The sequence below is a fragment of the Propionivibrio dicarboxylicus genome (genome assembly GCF_900099695.1).
In the GTDB taxonomy this organism is placed as follows: domain Bacteria; phylum Pseudomonadota; class Gammaproteobacteria; order Burkholderiales; family Rhodocyclaceae; genus Propionivibrio; species Propionivibrio dicarboxylicus.
The window spans coordinates 167,808-184,822 of record NZ_FNCY01000004.1 but is presented as its reverse complement, the minus strand read 5'-3'; the positions used below and the strand labels follow the sequence as shown (position 1 = coordinate 184,822).

At 61.5% G+C, this 17,015-nt stretch carries 13 protein-coding genes; all 13 read right to left on the bottom strand.

Translation table 11 applies throughout. The annotated features are described in order from the left end of the window. Positions 1 to 80: 80 nt before the first annotated feature. Positions 81 to 809, bottom strand: coding sequence for a type II secretion system protein N (gene gspN, locus BLR25_RS07100; RefSeq protein WP_091935937.1), 729 nt, complete (start codon positions 807 to 809; stop codon positions 81 to 83). Continuing rightward, on the bottom strand, positions 806 to 1,312 hold the full coding sequence (gene gspM, locus BLR25_RS07095) for a type II secretion system protein GspM (protein ID WP_091935935.1): 507 nt from the start codon (positions 1,310 to 1,312) through the stop codon (positions 806 to 808). Before gspM ends, gspN begins: the two co-directional genes overlap by 4 nt. Next, a complete protein-coding gene (gene gspL, locus BLR25_RS07090) occupies positions 1,309 to 2,379 on the bottom strand; it encodes a type II secretion system protein GspL (RefSeq protein WP_176785788.1) in 1,071 nt (356 codons plus the stop codon). Before gspL ends, gspM begins: the two co-directional genes overlap by 4 nt. A gap of 2 nt (positions 2,380 to 2,381) precedes the next feature. Next, positions 2,382 to 3,851, bottom strand: coding sequence for a type II secretion system ATPase GspE (gene gspE, locus BLR25_RS07085; RefSeq protein ID WP_091935931.1), 1,470 nt, complete (start codon positions 3,849 to 3,851; stop codon positions 2,382 to 2,384). After that, positions 3,848 to 6,028 carry a type II secretion system secretin GspD gene (gene gspD / locus BLR25_RS07080; protein WP_091935929.1) on the bottom strand — a complete coding sequence of 727 codons (2,181 nt, stop codon included), beginning with the start codon at positions 6,026 to 6,028 and terminating at the stop codon, positions 3,848 to 3,850. Before gspD ends, gspE begins: the two co-directional genes overlap by 4 nt. Further along, complete coding sequence (locus tag BLR25_RS07075; protein ID WP_091935927.1) at positions 6,025 to 6,819, bottom strand: hypothetical protein; 795 nt, start codon at positions 6,817 to 6,819, stop codon at positions 6,025 to 6,027. Before BLR25_RS07075 ends, gspD begins: the two co-directional genes overlap by 4 nt. A gap of 399 nt (positions 6,820 to 7,218) precedes the next feature. Next, on the bottom strand, positions 7,219 to 8,553 hold the full coding sequence (locus BLR25_RS07065; RefSeq protein WP_091935924.1) for an MFS transporter: 1,335 nt from the start codon (positions 8,551 to 8,553) through the stop codon (positions 7,219 to 7,221). 24 nt (positions 8,554 to 8,577) lie between these two features. After that, positions 8,578 to 9,480, bottom strand: a complete 903-nt coding sequence (locus BLR25_RS07060; RefSeq protein ID WP_091935922.1) for a helix-turn-helix domain-containing protein — start codon at positions 9,478 to 9,480, stop codon at positions 8,578 to 8,580. 157 nt (positions 9,481 to 9,637) lie between these two features. Further along, positions 9,638 to 10,534 (bottom strand): helix-turn-helix domain-containing protein, encoded by an 897-nt coding sequence (locus BLR25_RS07055; RefSeq protein WP_091935919.1) that lies wholly within the window; start codon positions 10,532 to 10,534, stop codon positions 9,638 to 9,640. A gap of 420 nt (positions 10,535 to 10,954) precedes the next feature. Next, the gene (gene mgrA / locus BLR25_RS07050; protein WP_091935917.1) at positions 10,955 to 11,992 is read right to left on the bottom strand and encodes an L-glyceraldehyde 3-phosphate reductase; all 1,038 of its coding nucleotides are present in this window, start codon (positions 11,990 to 11,992) and stop codon (positions 10,955 to 10,957) included. A gap of 125 nt (positions 11,993 to 12,117) precedes the next feature. Next, complete coding sequence (locus BLR25_RS07045) at positions 12,118 to 12,774, bottom strand: HAD family hydrolase (RefSeq protein ID WP_091935915.1); 657 nt, start codon at positions 12,772 to 12,774, stop codon at positions 12,118 to 12,120. Positions 12,775 to 12,928: 154 nt separating this feature from the next. Beyond that, complete coding sequence (locus BLR25_RS07040) at positions 12,929 to 15,661, bottom strand: EAL domain-containing protein (RefSeq protein ID WP_091935913.1); 2,733 nt, start codon at positions 15,659 to 15,661, stop codon at positions 12,929 to 12,931. Positions 15,662 to 16,109: 448 nt separating this feature from the next. Further along, on the bottom strand, positions 16,110 to 17,000 hold the full coding sequence (locus tag BLR25_RS07035; RefSeq protein ID WP_091935911.1) for a type 2 periplasmic-binding domain-containing protein: 891 nt from the start codon (positions 16,998 to 17,000) through the stop codon (positions 16,110 to 16,112). Between the last annotated feature and the right edge of the window lie 15 nt (positions 17,001 to 17,015).

The following is a 17,015-nucleotide window of genomic DNA, read 5'->3' as shown; positions in this document are numbered from 1 at the left end:
TGAATATTTGGCAATGAAACCTCGAATGACATCATTGTTGTGGCAATCAGAACGTTGAGCTGCCTTCACCTCCTCGCGACCTAGAAAGACCATTGAAACTGGTTTCCGTCCTTCCTCGGCAGCGTGCCGAGAAGTGCGGAAATGCCCGGAATGTCGGATTGCGTCTCGAAAGAGAGCTGGCCATGCGGCATGCCGGTGCGTTCAAGCGTTCCCTGTCCACGAAGCTGGAGACGTCCGGAGATCGTCGTCAGCTGCCAGTGGCTCGCGTTGCCGTCGTTGCCGATGTCCGCCCGGTAATTCCCGAGTGCGCCGGACCCGGCGAGTGGCGAAAAGACCTGTTGCGCGTCCAGCCGTGCGGTCAGCGACGTACGCCGATCCAGTCGCGCCGCTTCGATGGTCAGCACTCCGCCCAGCGGCATCGACTTGAGTTGCGGCACCATGGCGGCAAAGGGCTCGATCGGTAGGGCGATACGGACGCCGTCGGCTTCGATACGCTCAGGCGCCAATGTCAGTCGCAACTGGCTGGCATGGTCGCCAAAGCGTCCGCGAATGTCCCAGACGAGCGCGCCGGCGAGAAGTCTCCCGGGCTGGAAATTCCATTCGAGTTGTTCCTGAACGATCAGTCCGCCCAGGCCGAGCGCCGCGGCCTTGCCGTTCCAGAACGATCCGCTGACATCATGAAGCTTGACCGCAGATGGCAAGGCAAGTCCGATCAAACGCGCCGGCGTCTGCAGGAGAAAGCTTGCCGCGAAGACGAGAGCGGCGATCCATTTCTGGGGACGAGAGAGCGTCGGCTTGAAGCGCATCATCGACGCTCCAGTTCTGCGACGACACGAATCAGGGTGGCGGCGGTCGGTTCTGCCTTGATGCCGAGGGTGACGACGCGAGCCCCCGATTCCCGACGCATGAGGTCGAGCAGAGTGAAGGCTTCTGCGACCGGCATTTCCGGGAGCCGCATTTCAACGCGTGTCGTCGAGATCGCCTTTAGCTCGGCGCTCAGCTTTCGCTCTGCGAGCAGTCCGGAAAGGCGGCCGCGCAAGTCGCCGTCATCATGACGCGTGCTTGTTGACCGGTGTGTCCCGGCGGCGACGGACGAGCGCATCTTTCCGAGCAGGGATTCCAGTGCCGGCAGTCGTCGTTCGAGCGACCCGATCCGATGCTGCATCGGCGTCAGAAGGCCGAACCAGACCAGCAAGCCGAGCAAGGCAAGGCTCCAGACGGCAAGAATCCAACGTTCGCGTTCGCTACGTTCTCGCCACCAGGTCAGGGCGTTTTCCTTGAGCGATTGGATCCGGGTTTTGAATATCATCATTGCCCCCCGCGAAACTGGACCCGCACCAGACCTGGCCCTGCGGGCGTGATTTCAGGATGTCCCAGGGCGTCGAGTTGTTCCTTGTAACGCGCAAGCGCCGCGTCGCTCACGGTCAGTCGAATCCCCGCTTCGTCCGCCTCGATATGCCGTGGTTGTAATGGCAGCGGCAGCTTTCCGGCCAATAGCGCGAGTGCATCGAGGGCATCGGCGCGCGTGCCGGATTGCTCGCGTTGCTTGCTTTCCCACTGCAAGGCCGGGTCGATAATCGGCGTGCCAGGGAAGGCGGCAGCGAAGGTCTGCCGGATCTCGTGCGACAGCAGACGCTCACGCCGCTCGAGTTGCCGCCAGTGGATCGTCGTGGCAGCGATAAACAGCAGCAGCGACAACGCCAGCAATGTGGCGCTTCGATGCCAGGCCGAACGGTCGAAAGCCGGGCGCGCCGACCGTACCAGCGTACGAGGCGGATGAAACTGCACGATGCTTGAACCGTCTTGCCGATATACGTCGGTAATGAACCGGAGCGTGGCGTCGCCTCTCAGCGCCTGCAATGAGGACTCGTCGCGTACCACCCCGTAGTGGCCTTCAGGCGTCCGGAATATGATTTTGTCGTCGATGGGCGCTGAGACGACAGTGTGTTCATCTTCCGGCAATAAGGCATAGGCCGGGAGCAAGCGCTCTGGAATCACACCGACGGCGCTCAGCCGGTCCAGGACGCTTGCCAGCCAGGTACGACTGCAGGCGCCGACATGACGTTGTCCCTCGGCGTCGCGGCCGATGAGAAACAGGGTGTCGCCGCGATCGCCCAACAGACGATCCTCCATGGTTTGGCTCACCAGTGCGTCGAGGTGCTTGCCGGCGCGGGCCGGCAGGGTCAATCGGTGCAGCGAAATCCGGGCGGGCGGCAGAATCAGCTCGATGGCATCGGCGCTCGGCAAGTTGGCCGGGCTGTCTTCGCCGGGGGTGGGGACGGCTTGGCCGTCGCCAAATCCCAGCCACCGGACGCTGTCCTGGGACGGATCGGCGGTAAGGATGAGCCTCAGCCGGGAAAATTGCCGTGGGGAACTCATCGTCATGCCTCCCGCGTCACCCGGAGAATTTCTTCCAGCGTCGTCTCGCCGTCGAGGACGCGAGCAATGCCGTCATCCCTCAGTAATTGCATGCCGGTCGCAATAGCACGCTCGCGTATCTGCTGTTCGTTTCCGTCCTGATGAATCAGGACGCGAATGTCATCGTCAATGATGAGCAATTCATACAGGCCGGTACGTCCCTGATATCCGGTGTGACCACACTCGGCACAGCCATCGGCGCGATACAGGACGGTCTTCCCGGTGCGGCCGAGCAGCTTCATCTCGGCGGCGTCGGCCTCATAGGGGCTGCGGCATGTCGGGCAGAGCCGGCGGGCCAGGCGTTGCGCCAGTACACCGAGCGAGGACGAGGCGAGCAAGAAGGGCTCGATGCCCATGTCGACCAGACGTGTCATGGCGCTGGGGGCATCGTTGGTGTGCAGCGTCGCCAGGACGAGATGGCCGGTCAGTGATGCCTGGACGGCGATTTGTGCGGTTTCCTTGTCGCGAATCTCGCCGATCATGATCACGTCGGGATCCTGGCGCAGGATCGCGCGCAAGGCCCGGGCAAAGCTCATGTCGATACGGGTGTTGATTTGCGTCTGGCCGATGCCGTCGAGATCGTATTCGATCGGGTCCTCGACCGTCATGATGTTGGTGGTGCTGCAGTCCATTCCCGATAGCGCCGCATACAGGGTCGTGGTCTTGCCCGAGCCGGTCGGTCCGGTGACGAGCAGGATGCCGTGCGGTTGCTCCAGCAGATGCTGCATGCGCGCCAGCGTTTCCGGACGCATGCCGAGTCGGGACAGGTCGAGGCGCCCGGCGGACTTGTCGAGAAGGCGCAGGACGACGCGTTCGCCATGACCCGTCGGCAGTGTCGATACGCGGACGTCGACCGGCTTGCCGGCAATGCGCAAGGCGATGCGGCCGTCCTGCGGCAAACGTTTTTCGGCAATGTCGAGAGCGGCCATGATCTTGATCCGGGAGACCATGGCCGCATGCAAGCCGCGCCGTGGCTCAAGCACGTCGCATAATTGCCCGTCGATGCGGAAACGCACCGTCGCCCTCGTCTCGAACATCTCGAAGTGCAGGTCGGAAGCGTTCCGGCGCAAGGCCTGCGCCAGCAGGCTATTGATCAGCCGGATGACTGGTGCATCATCGGCAGACTCCATCAAATCCTCGAGTTCCGGCAAATCCTCCAGCAGGCTCGACAAGTCCTCCATGCTGGCGAGGTCGTCGGCCATGTTGTCGAGGCCGGTGTCGGCGCTGTTGAATGCCCGGGCGAGATGCTCCTGATAGGCTTCCGCGGACAGTACCTGCAGTCGCAGCGGCGCCGCGCTATGACGCTGAAGTTCGGTCAGGGCGCCGACATCGCCGCCTTCACGAAAATAGACGAGAAGGCCGTCCGCCCCGGATTCGGCGTCGAACAGCCCGAATTCGCGTGCGAAAGCGTACGGAACGAGTCGCGAACTCATGGGCGGACGTCGATCCTGGCCGTCGGCTCGCCGCTGCCCGGGACCGCTGGCGGCGTCCCGCCTTGTGGCGGCAGTTGGACTTTGGGAACGGCGTCGAGCACCAGATTCCCCGGCATGTCGAAACGGCCTTGCTCGGTGCGAAGATACTCGTAGCGCGCCGAGGAGAGCGCCGCGCTCGAACTGCCGTCGCGTAACACGGTCGGGCGCAGGAATACCATCAGATTGACCTTCTGCTGGTCGCGCGTCTCATAGCGAAACAACTGGCCCATCACCGGAATGTCGCCGAGCAGCGGGACCTTGTTGTTCGCCTGGCTGACCTTGTCCTCGATCAGGCCGCCGAGGACAATGGTCTGTCCGTCATCGACGAGCACCTTGGTCTCGATCAGGCGGACTTTGGTGGCGATGCCGGCGCCGTTGGTGCTGATGCTTTCGTCGATGCTGGAGACTTCCTGCGCCACCGTGAGCGTGATCGATCCGCTGTCAGACACTTGCGGCTTGATCTTCAGTTTGATGCCAATGTCTTTGCGTTCGACAGTTTGGAACGGGTTGCTCGATCCGCTCGCGCTGGTGGTGTAGGAGCCGGTCAGGATCGGGATGTTCTGTCCGACGGTGATCCTGGCTTCCTCGTTATCCAGCATCAGCAGATTCGGCGTCGACAGAATATTGCCATTGCCGATTTTTTCGATTGCACTGGCGAGAATGCCAAGTGAGTTGGATTTGTTGAGCAAGCCGAGGCTGAATGTCGACGGGAGGGTGACCGAGGACGAGCTTGAACTGCTTCCCGAGCTTGCCGATTTGACGCTTGAATAGAGTGTGCCGAGGTTGGTGCTGGTCGGACTGATCGAAGACAAAAGCGCGGCTTGAGCATTGCTGTCGCTGCGTCCGGCGGCGGCCCACTGGACGCCGAGTTCGACGGCCTTGGACATGTTCACTTCGGCGATCAGCGCCTCGATGTAGATCTGTGCGCGACGCACGTCGAGTTTGTCGATCACCGAACGCAGGTTGTTATAAACGTGGTCCGGCGCGGTGATGACGAGCGAGTTGGTGACGGTGTCTGCCTGTATCAGAACCGTCGCACCGCCGACTTGCACGTTGACGCTGCCCCCTTGCGTGCTTGCCGAACCGGGACTCGTCATCGTGCTGGCTCCGGTGGCGTTCAGGGTCTGCGTGGAGGTGCTCGTGGCAGCGGTGCCGGTCGTGCCAATCGTGCCGCTCGCCAGCGCGGCGTTCGTTGCCGGTGATGCGTTTGTGCCGCTCGCGGTGAGGCCGTGCGCGGTGCTGTCCTGCCCGGTCAGAATGCCTTTCAGTGTGGCGGCCAGTCGCAGGGCTTCGGCGTTGCGCAGGTAGACGACGTTGATGTTGCTGCCAGAAGCGGCAGGCTGGTCGAGACTTGCCACCAGCGACTTGATCTGTTTGACATGACTGGCCACCTCGCTGCGAACGAGGAGTTGATTGCTGCGCACATCGGGGACGACGACCGTCCGCCGAACGCCCTCGGGCACCGATGCCGGCGCGCTAGCGCCTTGTACGAAGACTTCGGGCAAGAGTCGGCCGATCGTCTGCGCGGCATCCAGCGCCGAAATATAACGCATCGCAATCGGCTGGATATCGTTCTGGGGCGGGTGATCGATGTTGTCGATGATCTGTCCGATGCGCGTCACATTGTCGGCATAGTCGGTAATGACAATCGTGTTGTTGCCCTGGTAGGCGGCAATCAGGTTGTTGGCGGTGACCAGGGGGCGCAAGGTGGTAACCAGCTGCGATGCCGACTCGTAGGTCAGCGGAAATATCTTGGTGATCAGTTTGTCGCCGCTGCTCTGCGTCTTTCGCGCGACCAGCTGTGTCGTCTGGGTCTTGGCTTCGACGTCGGGAATGATCTTGATGATCGTGCCATTGTCGATGGCGGTGTATCCGTGCTGTCGCAAGGCCGAAAGCATGATCGGATAGATCAATTCCTTGGCGACCGGCTGGTTGGAGACGATGTTGATGCTGCCTTTTACCTTGGGATCGATGAGGAAGTTCTTTCCGGTAATGACGCCAATCGCCTTGACCGTCGACGGGATGTCGGAGTCAACAAAATTGAGCGTTAGCAGGTCTTCGGCGGCTTGTGCGATCTGCAAGGTGGCTGCCAGCAGCAGGCCAATGGACGTCGAGCGAAAGGGCTTAATTGAAATCATGGCAGCAGTTCATAGTGTTGATGCTGACGGACGCCGCGCCGGATCAAGCTGAGCTCGACAGCGTCGTCGGGGCCGAGGAAGTCGGACAGAAGCGAAATGTCGTCGAGTCGCTTGAGCGGACGTTGATTGACCCCGGTCAGCAGATCGCCGTCCTTGAGTCGCAGAATCCGGGCGAAGGGAACACGCTCGGCCTTGGTGATACGAATGCCCTCATCGCCTGACGATGACAAACCCTTGCCCAAGGAATTCGGGTCGCTGTCTTGCCAGACCCGGGCGAACTGGTGGCGGATCACGCGGATGGCCGGCAGCGAGCGCTCGGGTGCGGAGGGCGTGGGCGCCGGCGCGATTGGCTGCGCCTTGCCCGATTCCGTCTGCGGCAGCCTGACGATATGCTTTTGTCCCAAGTGCTCAATCGTCGCCTGCGTTGGGTCAACGGCCACGAGCGTATTGCCCGGACGGATTTCGTCGCCGATACGAACCGCAATGCTGGTGCCGTTTTTTTCCTTCAGCAGGGCGGCGCCATGCTTTCCGGCAATCACCGCAATCAGCGTGTAGTTGTCATCGTAGGGGAGCGATGCGGACTTGTCGGCGCCGTACCATCCCAGCACAGCATCCGGCGATCCCGACGTCATTGCCGGCAAGGCCTGCGGTGGGCGCAGATCGAAGCTGTCATCCGCTGTCGAGAAGATCGACCACAGCAGTGTCGCCGTCTGCCATGCCAACACGGCAAGGACGAGTGTCTCGGCAAGTCGTGAAATCGACACCGACCGAAGCAGCTTCGGATCAGGCATTCTCACGATGCTATACCGCAATGCTGCAATACCGGAGCTTGCCGATGTCGACGAGCAGGACGATGGCCATGGTCAAGCGTTTCCTTCCCCTATTGATTTATATGATCTCCGCTTCAACTGAGCTACGTTGGCGGGATCTTTCTGCGTCGACGGGGCGCTTGATGACGACCGTCGCGCTATTCATTCAGCCTACCCAGAGAAGGTCGGGCGGTCTTTCATAAAACAGGCGCACTATTGCAAATTTGTGCTGATCTATTCGAATCGTGTCGTTGCCGGAGACAATGACATCCGGTTGTTGTTTTGTACGTATATACGGGCGTATGCCGAAGAAGTATCCGGAGGTGCATGCGCGTGCTTCTTCGGGAAGCGTGTCAGTGCCGTCGGGCGCTGGCGGGCTTGTCAGGGCTTCGAGCCAAGCTCGTCGACGTTTATTCGGCTCGTCTCGGGAAAGCGCAGGACAGCGAGCACGGACACCAGGCATCCGATGCTGGTGATCCAGGGCGCAACGCTCCAGTCGGATGACTCGCCCGTCAGGAAAGTGGCCGCGAGTGGTGCCTGGGCAGTTAGGGCAAAGCCAATCTGGGTTGTGCTTGCCATGCCGGTGATGCGAATCCTGGTGGCGAACATTTCGCCATACATGGCTGGCCAAACGCCGTTGACCGCACCGTAGGCGATCCCCGAAAGCAATATGCCGAAAACAAAGGTCATGTGCACGTTGGCATCGTCGATCGCAAGGAAATAGGGCCAGATCAGAATGGCCGACAACACTGTCCCGAGCAGGAATACGGGGCGCCTTCCGATCTTGTCGGAAAGATGGGCCCAGGCCGGAATCGTAAATACGCCGACCAACGCGCTCGTCAGCTGAACGGACAGCATCGTCGTCATCGACATCCGCGAAACATTGACCGCCAGCGCGAGGGAGTAGACCCCGACGATGCTGCTCACCACCGAGACTTGTGAAGCGGCGATGACGAGCAGGCTGTCGCGCTTGCAATGACAGAGCAGGTGTCGCAGCGGCGTCAGCCAGGTATCGGAGGTCCGGGTCCCGGACGCGAATGACGGGCTTTCCGGCAAGTGCGATTGGGTCCATAGACCGAATCCCACGATCACGAATCCGAGCAGAAAGGGAATTCTCCAGCCCCAGGCGGCGAAGCTGCTCGGCGACAGGGCGACCGACGGAAGCAGCAGGCATCCCGACGCCAGGATCAATCCGGCCTGTGTTCCACTGAGAACGGAACTCGTGTAAAAACCGCGTCTGCCGGCGTCGCTGAGTTCAAGCGCAAGACTGCTTGTTCCCGAGTGTTGTCCGGACACTGCCAAGCCTTGAAGAAACCGGAATACGATCAGCATCAACGGGGCAAGCACGCCAATGTCCTGATGCGTCGGCAATACGCCAATCAGAAAAGTCGATGCGCCCATGACGAACAGCGTAATTCCGAGCACGAGCCTGCGTCCGAGGGTGTCGCCAATGATGCCGAGAGCAAGGGCACCGATTGGGCGCGCAATGAACCCAATTCCCACCGAGGCAAAAATCGCAAGCGAGGTGATGCTCGAATCATTGGCCGGGAAATAGAGCGGGCCGAGCACCAGCGATGCCGCTGTCGCGTAGAGGAAGAATCCATAGTACTCGAGCATGCTTGCGATCCAAGCTGCTAAAGCGAGTCTTGCTTCGATTCGACGATTGGAATCGGAGCGGCGCCAATTCAAGCAGAGCCAGCCGGGCACGATCTTCATCGAGCAGGGTCGTCAGTGTACGTTCTAGTCGTGTAATTGACGCCACCGCGCCGGTGATTCGCCGACACAGCGCTTGAATGCGTTGGTGAGATGCGACTGGCTCGAAAAGCCAACGGCCATCGCAATATCGGATATGGAACGCCGGGAATCCGATCGCAACAGTCGTGCGGCCCGGTCGATACGCATTTTCAATACGTATTGGTGCGGTGCCATGCCGAACGAGGTGCGGAACAAGCGTGAGAAGTGGAATGGACTGATATTCAGTTTGGCCGCAATCGTCTCGACGCTGAGATCTCCGGCCAGAGACGTCGCGACGAATTCGCGCACTGAGGCCTGTTGTTTTGCCGTCAGGCCGCTACTGCCGTTATCAAGCGATTCCAATGGATTTTTCCTGGCATGGTGCTTGAGGAGCCATCCGACAATCGACATGGTCATGCCGTCGGCAAACATCATGCCGTTAGGGGTGTCTTGCTGCAGTTCGTCGGCCAGGCTGAACAGCGCGTCAACGAGCTTGTCGTCCTTGAACGAGAACTTCGTTTCGAATCCTGTCTGATGAATATCTTTCTGAAAATTCCGCTCGATATAGGAAGGGGATAGCTTCAACACGACGGTCTCACCCCCGGGGCCACAATCCCATTTCCCATAATCCCGTTCATAGTTGGCCGGCAGCAGATCCACTCCGGGAAAATTCATCGGAACTTCCCGGGTCACCCCGTTGCTGCGATACCAGCGGCGGCCGGGAGAGAATCTCGACGCAATGATCGTTGGATAGCCGGCAACTTGTGGCCCACACTCCGCCCGGATGGGAATTTCCTTGCGCTCGATGCTGCCCCATTTCCAGTCGCTTGGGCTGCGCAATAGCGGTGTCCCGTCTTCCCCGAGAATCTCGGAGCAGTGTATTCCAAGAAAATCCTTTCGCAGCCCCATTTCCCTCGTCCTGTGTATCGGGTGTCAATGCACCGAGCGTTTATGTCAGTTGTTTGTTCTTCTTGCTATCCATAGAAAATGCTGATCGATATCCGTTGGGTGAAGTCGTCGGCGTGTGATGAATTGCAGAAACTGATCGAAGTGGATCGGCCCTGGCTTATGCGTGCTTTGCCCGCCAGATTCCCGGCGTGTCTCCGAACTGGCGACGGAATGCGGCGGTGAAGTGCGCCTGGCTGGAGAATCCGAAATCGAACGCCACGTCGGAGATGCTCTTGTTGGCGCATTTTCTGAGTGCGTGCGCCGTGAGTGTCAGCCGTTTTTTGAGCACGTACTGGTGTGGCGTGATCTCGAACGTGATGCGGAACAGGCGGGCGAAGTGATAGACGCTCATGCCGATCTGCGATGCCATCGAATCCAGCGACAGGGGCGCGCCGATATTGGCATCGATAAAATCGACGATTCGCTGCTTTTGTGCCGAAGACAATCCGCCGGATGGCGCCTTGCCTTGCTGTGGCGTCGATGCATAGTGCTGTCGGAGCCATCCGAGAATCATCAGCGAAACGCCTTCGGCATAAATGACGCCATTCGGCAATTCGTTTTGCATTTCAGCCGCCAGATCGTGGATCAGGCGCGAAAGAACGGGATCTTTGTGCGCAAAGCGGGTTTCGATGTCAAAGCGCAGCGCTTCGTCCTGGAAGAACTTTTCGACGACAGAGTGATGGAAGCGGACACACAAGGTTTCGTGGCCCGGTGCGCATTTCCATTTCTCGTATTCGCGCTCGTAGTTGGAGCTCAGCGAATCGATACCGTTGGGCGGGACCGGGACTTCCTGGATGTTCAAGGAATGCTTGTACCAGCGAAGTCCTTGTACCAACGGCGATGTGCAGATGACGGGCATTCCGGTGAACTGCGGGCCGCATTCGCCCGAAGTCGGAATCGCCAGGCGCTCGACGGTCGGGCCAGTCCAGTTTTTTGGCATGCGAAGCACCGGCAGGCCGTCGTGGCCGGTCACGTGCTGACGATATTTGCCAATGAGAATCCGCGGGTTTGTCATACAAGCACTGCCTGGGGCGATCAGCAAGGCATCGGGTCAAGGTTCCGGAGCCTGTTTCGGTAGGTATCGTGGATCGCGAGCCCTACCGACACAGGCTCTTAATTGGTTGGAAAATTTTGGAGGAATATAGAGCAAAAAATGATTCTTTGATACCGCAGTTTTTTGCAATTCGGCAGCAAGAATATGTAAAGCGATTGGGTATGTCCGGGTGCCTTCACGTCGGCAGGCATGGCGCAATATCCGGAACTTTGCTGAAGGCAAGAGGCCGCTCGATTGTGCGATACGGCTGTTGGCAAGCGCAGGCAAATAGCGGGTGTTCTTTGCCGGAGTCAGGGGGGCTTGGAGCCTGTTCCGGTAAAGCTCGCGGGCCGCGCTTGGCGGCCCGTCGGCAGTGCTGTGCCAGTGATCGGCTTGGCCGCGTCAGCCGGCGTTGCTCGATGCTGACCAGATATTGAGGCCCGCATCCTTTGCCCAGAGATCGATCTCGGCGAGTTCTTCGGCCGAGAATTGAGTGTTCGACAGGGCGGCAATATTCTCTTCGAGTTGGCTGATCCGGCTCGCGCCGATGAGCGCCGAACAGACCTGCGGATGGCGCAGCACCCAGGCCAATGACATTTGCGCCAGCGATTGCCCGCGGCGCTCGGCGATGGCCGAGAGTTTCTGGATGCGTTCCAGCGTCTCGGACGTGATGTAGTTGTCGCGGAACGATGCGGCGCCCTTGGCCTTGCGCGAGTCGGAGGGAATGCCCTGCTGATATTTTCCGGTCAGCAAACCTTGCGCGAGCGGCGAGAAGACGATGCAGCCGATGCCTTCGTCCTGGAGCGTTGGCAGGAGTTCCGGTTCGATCCAGCGATTGAGCATCGAGTACGACGGCTGGTGGATCAGGCAGCGAACGCCCATCTGTCGCAGCAGGGCCGCGGCTTCGCGCGTCTTCCTGGCCGAGTAGGACGACAAACCGACATACAGCGCCTTGCCTTGCTGGACGGCTGTCGCCAGTGCGTCCATCGTTTCTTCGAGCGGGGTGTCTGGATCGAAACGATGCGAATAGAAGATGTCGACATAATCGAGTTGCATGCGCTCGAGGCTCTGGTCGAGGCTGGCGAGCAGGTGCTTGCGCGAGCCGTCGGTGCCGTAGGGGCCGGGCCACATCGGATAGCCGGCCTTGGTCGAGATGATCAGTTCGTCGCGGTGGGCGGCGAGGTCGGCGTGCAGGATCTCGCCGAAAAGGCGTTCGGCGGCGCCGGGCGGCGGGCCGTAGTTGTTGGCGAGGTCGAAATGGGTGATGCCGAGGTCGAAGGCGCGCAGCAGCAGCGCCCGGGCGTCGGCCGGATTGGCGTTCTGGCCGAAGTTATGCCACAAGCCCAGGGAGAAGCGCGGCAGTTTCAGGCCGCTGCGGCCAACCGGATGATAGGACATCGCCGTATAGCGACTGTCGAGAGGCTGATAAATGTCGGTCATGTCGGAACCTCGGCGCTGGAACCAGCGCGGAAAAAATGGAGGGCAGGCGGCGCAAAGACCGCTATTTTCCACCAAATTTGCGATCGCGCCACACGATGACGTGTCAGTATGAAATCGTCGTGTCCTCAGACCGGATGAAAATGCGCGAGCCAGTCCGGCAGTCCATCGAGCGTCGGCGATTCGACTTCCGGCGCCGGCGCGCCGCTCGGCAGGCTCAAGCCGATACGGTTATGCCAATAGGTGCGGAGACCGACGCGCGAGGTGCCGAACATGTCGTAGCCCGAACCCGCGACGAAGGCCGCCTGCGCCGGCTGCACGCCGAGCTTTTCGAGTGCCATCTGGTAGGGGTGGGGGTCCGGCTTGTAGAACCCGGCTTCTTCCGAGGTGACGACGACGTCCCACGCAATGCCGATCCGGTCGGCGGCGATCCGGCCGAGCCGCTGCGAGCAGTTGGTCACCACGGCGAGCTTGCAATGACGCTGCACTTCGGCGAGCGTCTCGCTGACGCCGCTCCAGACCGGCAAGTGCGGCCACTCCGCCGCCAGCGCCTCGCAGACGGTTTCCGGCAGACCGGTGTTATGTGCCGCCTGGCGCACCAGGTCCTCATACGCGACATAGGCGCCGCAACCATAGGTCAGGCGCAGGTATTCGGCGCGCCAGGCGCGGCCGCGCTGTTCGGACCCGGCGACGGTGTTCCATACCGTCCACGAGTCGAGCAGGGCGGAAAGCAGATCGAACAGGACGGCGCGCGGCCAGGCGGCTGGGGCGGTGGGCGTGTTCATGCGGTTCTCCTGATGTCGGTGGTTCGGCGTCGGCCGACGGGCAATGACGAAATTGTATGAGATTTAGCGAAATCGATCATCGGCAAGCGGACGGCGTTTCGCTCCTCGCCGTGCCGGCCTCGCCCGCATTGCCCGGCCATGGCCGCGTCGGCGGTCAGGCGCGGGGGAGGGTTGCCGGCTCGGCACCATTAAGCGCACTGATTTCCCCGGCGGCGACCGGACGGCTGAAGTAGTAGCCCTGGCAATAGTCGCAGGCGAGGTCGCCGAGGAATCGGCGCTGGGCTTCCGTCTCGACGCCTTCGGCGACGACGCAGAGATCGAGGCTGTGCGCGAGCGAGATCACAGCGGTCACGATCGCTGCGGCGCCCGGACTGTTCGATATTTCGCGGACGAAGGACTGGTCCACTTTCAGCGTATGGACGGGGAAGCGCTGCAGGTAGGACAGGCTCGAATAGCCGGTGCCGAAATCGTCGATGGAGATGCGCACACCGAGTTCATGCAGGCGGCGCAGGACGACGGCGGCTTTCTCCGGGTCCTGCATCAGCATGCCCTCGGTAATCTCCAGTTCCAGCCGTTGCGGTGGGAGTCCGCTGTCTTCGAGGGCCGAGCGGACAAGCGCCAGCAGCCGTTCCTGTCGGAATTGCCGTGTCGACAGATTGACGGCGATGCTCAGCTCGGACAGGCCTTCCGCCTGCCAGCGCATGCCTTGCTCGCAGGCGCGGCGCAGGACCCATTCGCCGATTTCGTCGATGAGACCGCTTTCCTCGGCCAGCGGAATGAAATCGCTCGGCGGAATCATGCCGATGTCGCCGTTATGCCAACGTACCAGAGCTTCGACGCCGATGACCTGGCCGTCGGCGGTGCAAACCTTCGGTTGATAATGCAAGAAGAGTTCGCCGCGGCCGATGGCGCCGCGCAGGCGCGAGAGCACATCCATCCGCCGGGACGCCCGCGCGTCCATTTCGGACTCGAAGAAACGCAGCGTGTTGCCGCCGTCGCGCTGTGCCTGGGCAAGCGCCAGGTCGGCATGCTTGAGCAAACCGTCGGCGCCCCCCTCGCAGGGGAACAGCGCGATGCCGATACTGGCGGTGACCGTGATCGCCCGGGGCGTTTCAATGGCCAGGTCGCGCAGCGCGGCGCGCAGACGCTGACCGAATTGCAGGGCGACGGAATCGGCGGCCGTATCCTCGACGATGACGATGAACTCGTCGGAGCCGGAGCGGATGACCGAGTCGGTGCCGCGCAGCGAATGGATGATGCTTTCGGCGCAGCGGCACAGCACCTGGTCGGCGACGGCCGTGCCGTGGAAATCGTTGATCTCGCCGAAATTGTCGATGTCGATATGAATCACCGCGACACGATGACCGTCGCGGTGGGTGCGGGCAAAGGCCCGCTCCAGCCGGTCGTTGAGCAGGGCGCGATTCGGCAGCCCGGTCAAGGGGTCGTGCTGCGACTGATGGACGATCTGGGCTTCGAGTTCAACGCGTTCGCTGAGATCGCGGATGATCGCCGAGACCATCGGCACACCGTCCGCCTCGAAGGGACTGAGTCCGATGTGGCATGGGAATACCTGCCCGTTCTTGCGTTGCCCCAGCACCAGGCGGGCAGGGGTGCGCTGCGTCCCGCCGGCAAAATAGCGGCTGACTTCCTGGCGGTGGCGGTCCCGTGCTTCCGCCGGCACCAACTCGTGAATCGACATGCCGAGCAATTCGGCGAGGGAGTAGCCGAACAGTTCGGTGGCGCGTTCGTTGGCAATGGTGATCCGGGCCTCCTGGTTCGCCACGACGATGGCATCGGAGGCGGACTCGAGCAGGGCCTTGAAGCGGGCTTCGGCGCCAACGCGAATGTCGAGCATGCGGTTGAGGTGCGTCGCGACGGTGGCGATTTCGCTGGGACCTTCGGCGTCGAGACGGTGGTTCAGGTCGCCTTCCGCGACTTTGGTCGCCGTGTCGGCGATACGCCGGATCGGCCAGACGATGCGCCGGGAGACGAAGAGCGCAAGCAGTGAGCCGAGGGCGATCAGGAGGGCTGCCGCTGCGTATTGGCCCTCGGCCGATGCCCAGACGCCGCTGAAGATGGGCGCGACCGGCCGGGTGCCGACGACGCGCCAGTTCGTCCCTTCGATCGTCGTTTGGGCGATCACCTGGGTGCCGTTTGCGCCCGAGGCCAGCGCATAGCCGCTGCCTTGCCCGAGTTGGGCGAGCAGGTCGGCGCGCGAGTAACCGGTTCCGACCTGTTCGGGGCTCTTCTCCGAACGCAGGATGACGCGCCCTTGCCCGTCGATGACGGCGAGCGACATGCCTGCCGGCAATGCGTCGGCGGCCAGTCCGAACAGGTGATAACTTTCGAGGTCGAGGGAATAGCCGACCAGTCCGGTGAAACTGCCATCGGCCGCCGGAATCGGTTCGGAGATCACCACCACCCATTTGCCGCTGACCGGGCCGATATGTGCCGTGCCGAGATGGGGCGTGTTGGCGCTGCGCGCCTGCTGGAACCAAAGACTCTGGGCGAACGAAGGCAGCTTGGCCTTGCTCGGAGTCGTCCGCGCCGAACACAGCATTTGTCCTTCGCGGTCGAGTACGGCGGTGTTGGCGAACTGGGGAAAGAACGCATCGATTTCCGCCAGCAAGGGGTCGCATTGCGTCGGGTCGAGCCGGCGTGTTTGCGGCCGGTCGGCAAGACCGCGCAGGAATTGCCGCGTGTCGTGGAGAAAGCGGGCGGTATCCGCCGCGGCGATCTCGGTGAAATGCGTCGTAATCAGGCCCGCACGGGAGAGTACGTCGAGATAGTTTCGATGCAGCGAGTAAATCAGCAAACCGGCCAGGGGCAGTGTTACTGCAAGTACAAGGATCAGAAGATAACGTCGGATCGACCAGGTGAAGGGCAAAAACGCCTCCTAGAATTGCGCTGCATTTATGACGAATTCACTATATTGAATTCCGCCATGGGTTTCAATCGATGGCGTCACGGCGAGGGTTGAGGGAGCGAAGCGCGGCAAGACGCTGCGTTAGAGTGCTCGATTGCAGCGCTGTCCTCGATTGATGGATATACAGGTGCGAGTGCCTCCGGGCGACCCGGCAAGACCTGAGGATGTCGACAAGATACGGGGGCGCGAGGTTCCCGGAGGGATCGCCCACGGCGGGTAACGCCAGTTCGCAATCAACTGCCAGTTCGAGCGTTTCGCGTTGAGACCGTCGGCAAACGGGGGCATGCAAGTCCGAATCATGCGAGCGCGTCGTCCCAAACGCTGACTCGGAGCCTACTTCGGCAGAGCTTGCAGGCCAGCGTTTTTCGCGATTTCGGGGCGGCGGCGGAATGCGTGGTTGGCAATGCCCCTAGCGCGGATGGCCGAGTTCGGCCGCCAGATCGTCCCACCAGGATTTGTCGGCCAGCGGCGTTTCCGGCCCCAGTTCGGGGTTGGCCAGGCGGAAGACGATCCGCCCGCTGAGCTGGAGGTCTTTCAGGACCAGTTGCTTCCACTTCTTGAAACGACGATCGAATTCGCCGCTACGCCGCAGGCGGAGCAGTCCGTCCTCGATGCGTTCGGCCATGCGCGCGCCTTCGGCGGTGCGGGGGACGAAGAAATAGCGGGGCATCGGATAATGCAGCAGAAAGCGCTTTTCGATGCTGAGACCGGGGCGCTCGTCGCGGTTGTTCCGCCACTCCGATTCGATTTCGATGATGCCGCGCGAAAAGAGGTCGAAGCGCCCGGCGGCGAGCTTGGCGAACAGGGTGCTGTAACCCTCCGACAGAACGACATTGAATCCGGCGCTTTGCAGGATTTTGACGTCGGTCCAGGCCGGATTCTGGCCGATCGTGAATTCCTGCAGTTCCTTGAGCGTTCGTACGCGCTCCAGTTTCGCCTGGGTCTCGGGCATGACCAGGAACATGCGCGCGCCGAGCAGGCCCTTGTCGAGGGGAATGCGGATCGGCAGCAGCCGGGTTTCGAGATCGCGATTGGTCGCGCGCGAGACGATATTGACGAGGCCTTTGCCGGTTTCGACTTCGGCGACGCCGCGCTGGAAGGTCATCGGCAAGGGGTAGGGGTGCATCTCGAAATCGCCGAAGCGGTCGCGATTGGCCGTCAGCGCCGCTTCCAGCAGCTCCCAGTAGTAACTGTGCCGCTCGTCGCCGGCGGCTTCGGGCGGCGGGTAGGTGAGACGCAGCGGTTCGGCGCTGACGCCGCCGCAAAAGAACAGCGCCAGAAGGAGTCGAAGCCAGTTCACGTCGCGTTCCTTCCG

Bases quoted from the DNA above. Each gene is read 5' to 3' on its own strand.
- BLR25_RS07065 (WP_091935924.1), bottom strand. From the start codon at position 8,553: ATGAAGATCGTGCCCGGCTGGCTCTGCTTGAATTGGCGCCGCTCCGAT.
- gspL (WP_176785788.1), bottom strand. From the start codon at position 2,379: ATGAGTTCCCCACGGCAATTTTCCCGGCTGAGGCTCATCCTTACCGCC.
- BLR25_RS07055 (WP_091935919.1), bottom strand. From the start codon at position 10,534: ATGACAAACCCGCGGATTCTCATTGGCAAATATCGTCAGCACGTGACC.
- BLR25_RS07075 (WP_091935927.1), bottom strand. From the start codon at position 6,819: ATGCCTGATCCGAAGCTGCTTCGGTCGGTGTCGATTTCACGACTTGCC.
- gspM (WP_091935935.1), bottom strand. From the start codon at position 1,312: ATGATGATATTCAAAACCCGGATCCAATCGCTCAAGGAAAACGCCCTG.
- mgrA (WP_091935917.1), bottom strand. From the start codon at position 11,992: ATGACCGACATTTATCAGCCTCTCGACAGTCGCTATACGGCGATGTCC.
- BLR25_RS07045 (WP_091935915.1), bottom strand. From the start codon at position 12,774: ATGAACACGCCCACCGCCCCAGCCGCCTGGCCGCGCGCCGTCCTGTTC.
- gspN (WP_091935937.1), bottom strand. From the start codon at position 809: ATGATGCGCTTCAAGCCGACGCTCTCTCGTCCCCAGAAATGGATCGCC.
- BLR25_RS07060 (WP_091935922.1), bottom strand. From the start codon at position 9,480: ATGGGGCTGCGAAAGGATTTTCTTGGAATACACTGCTCCGAGATTCTC.
- gspE (WP_091935931.1), bottom strand. From the start codon at position 3,851: ATGAGTTCGCGACTCGTTCCGTACGCTTTCGCACGCGAATTCGGGCTG.
- gspD (WP_091935929.1), bottom strand. From the start codon at position 6,028: ATGATTTCAATTAAGCCCTTTCGCTCGACGTCCATTGGCCTGCTGCTG.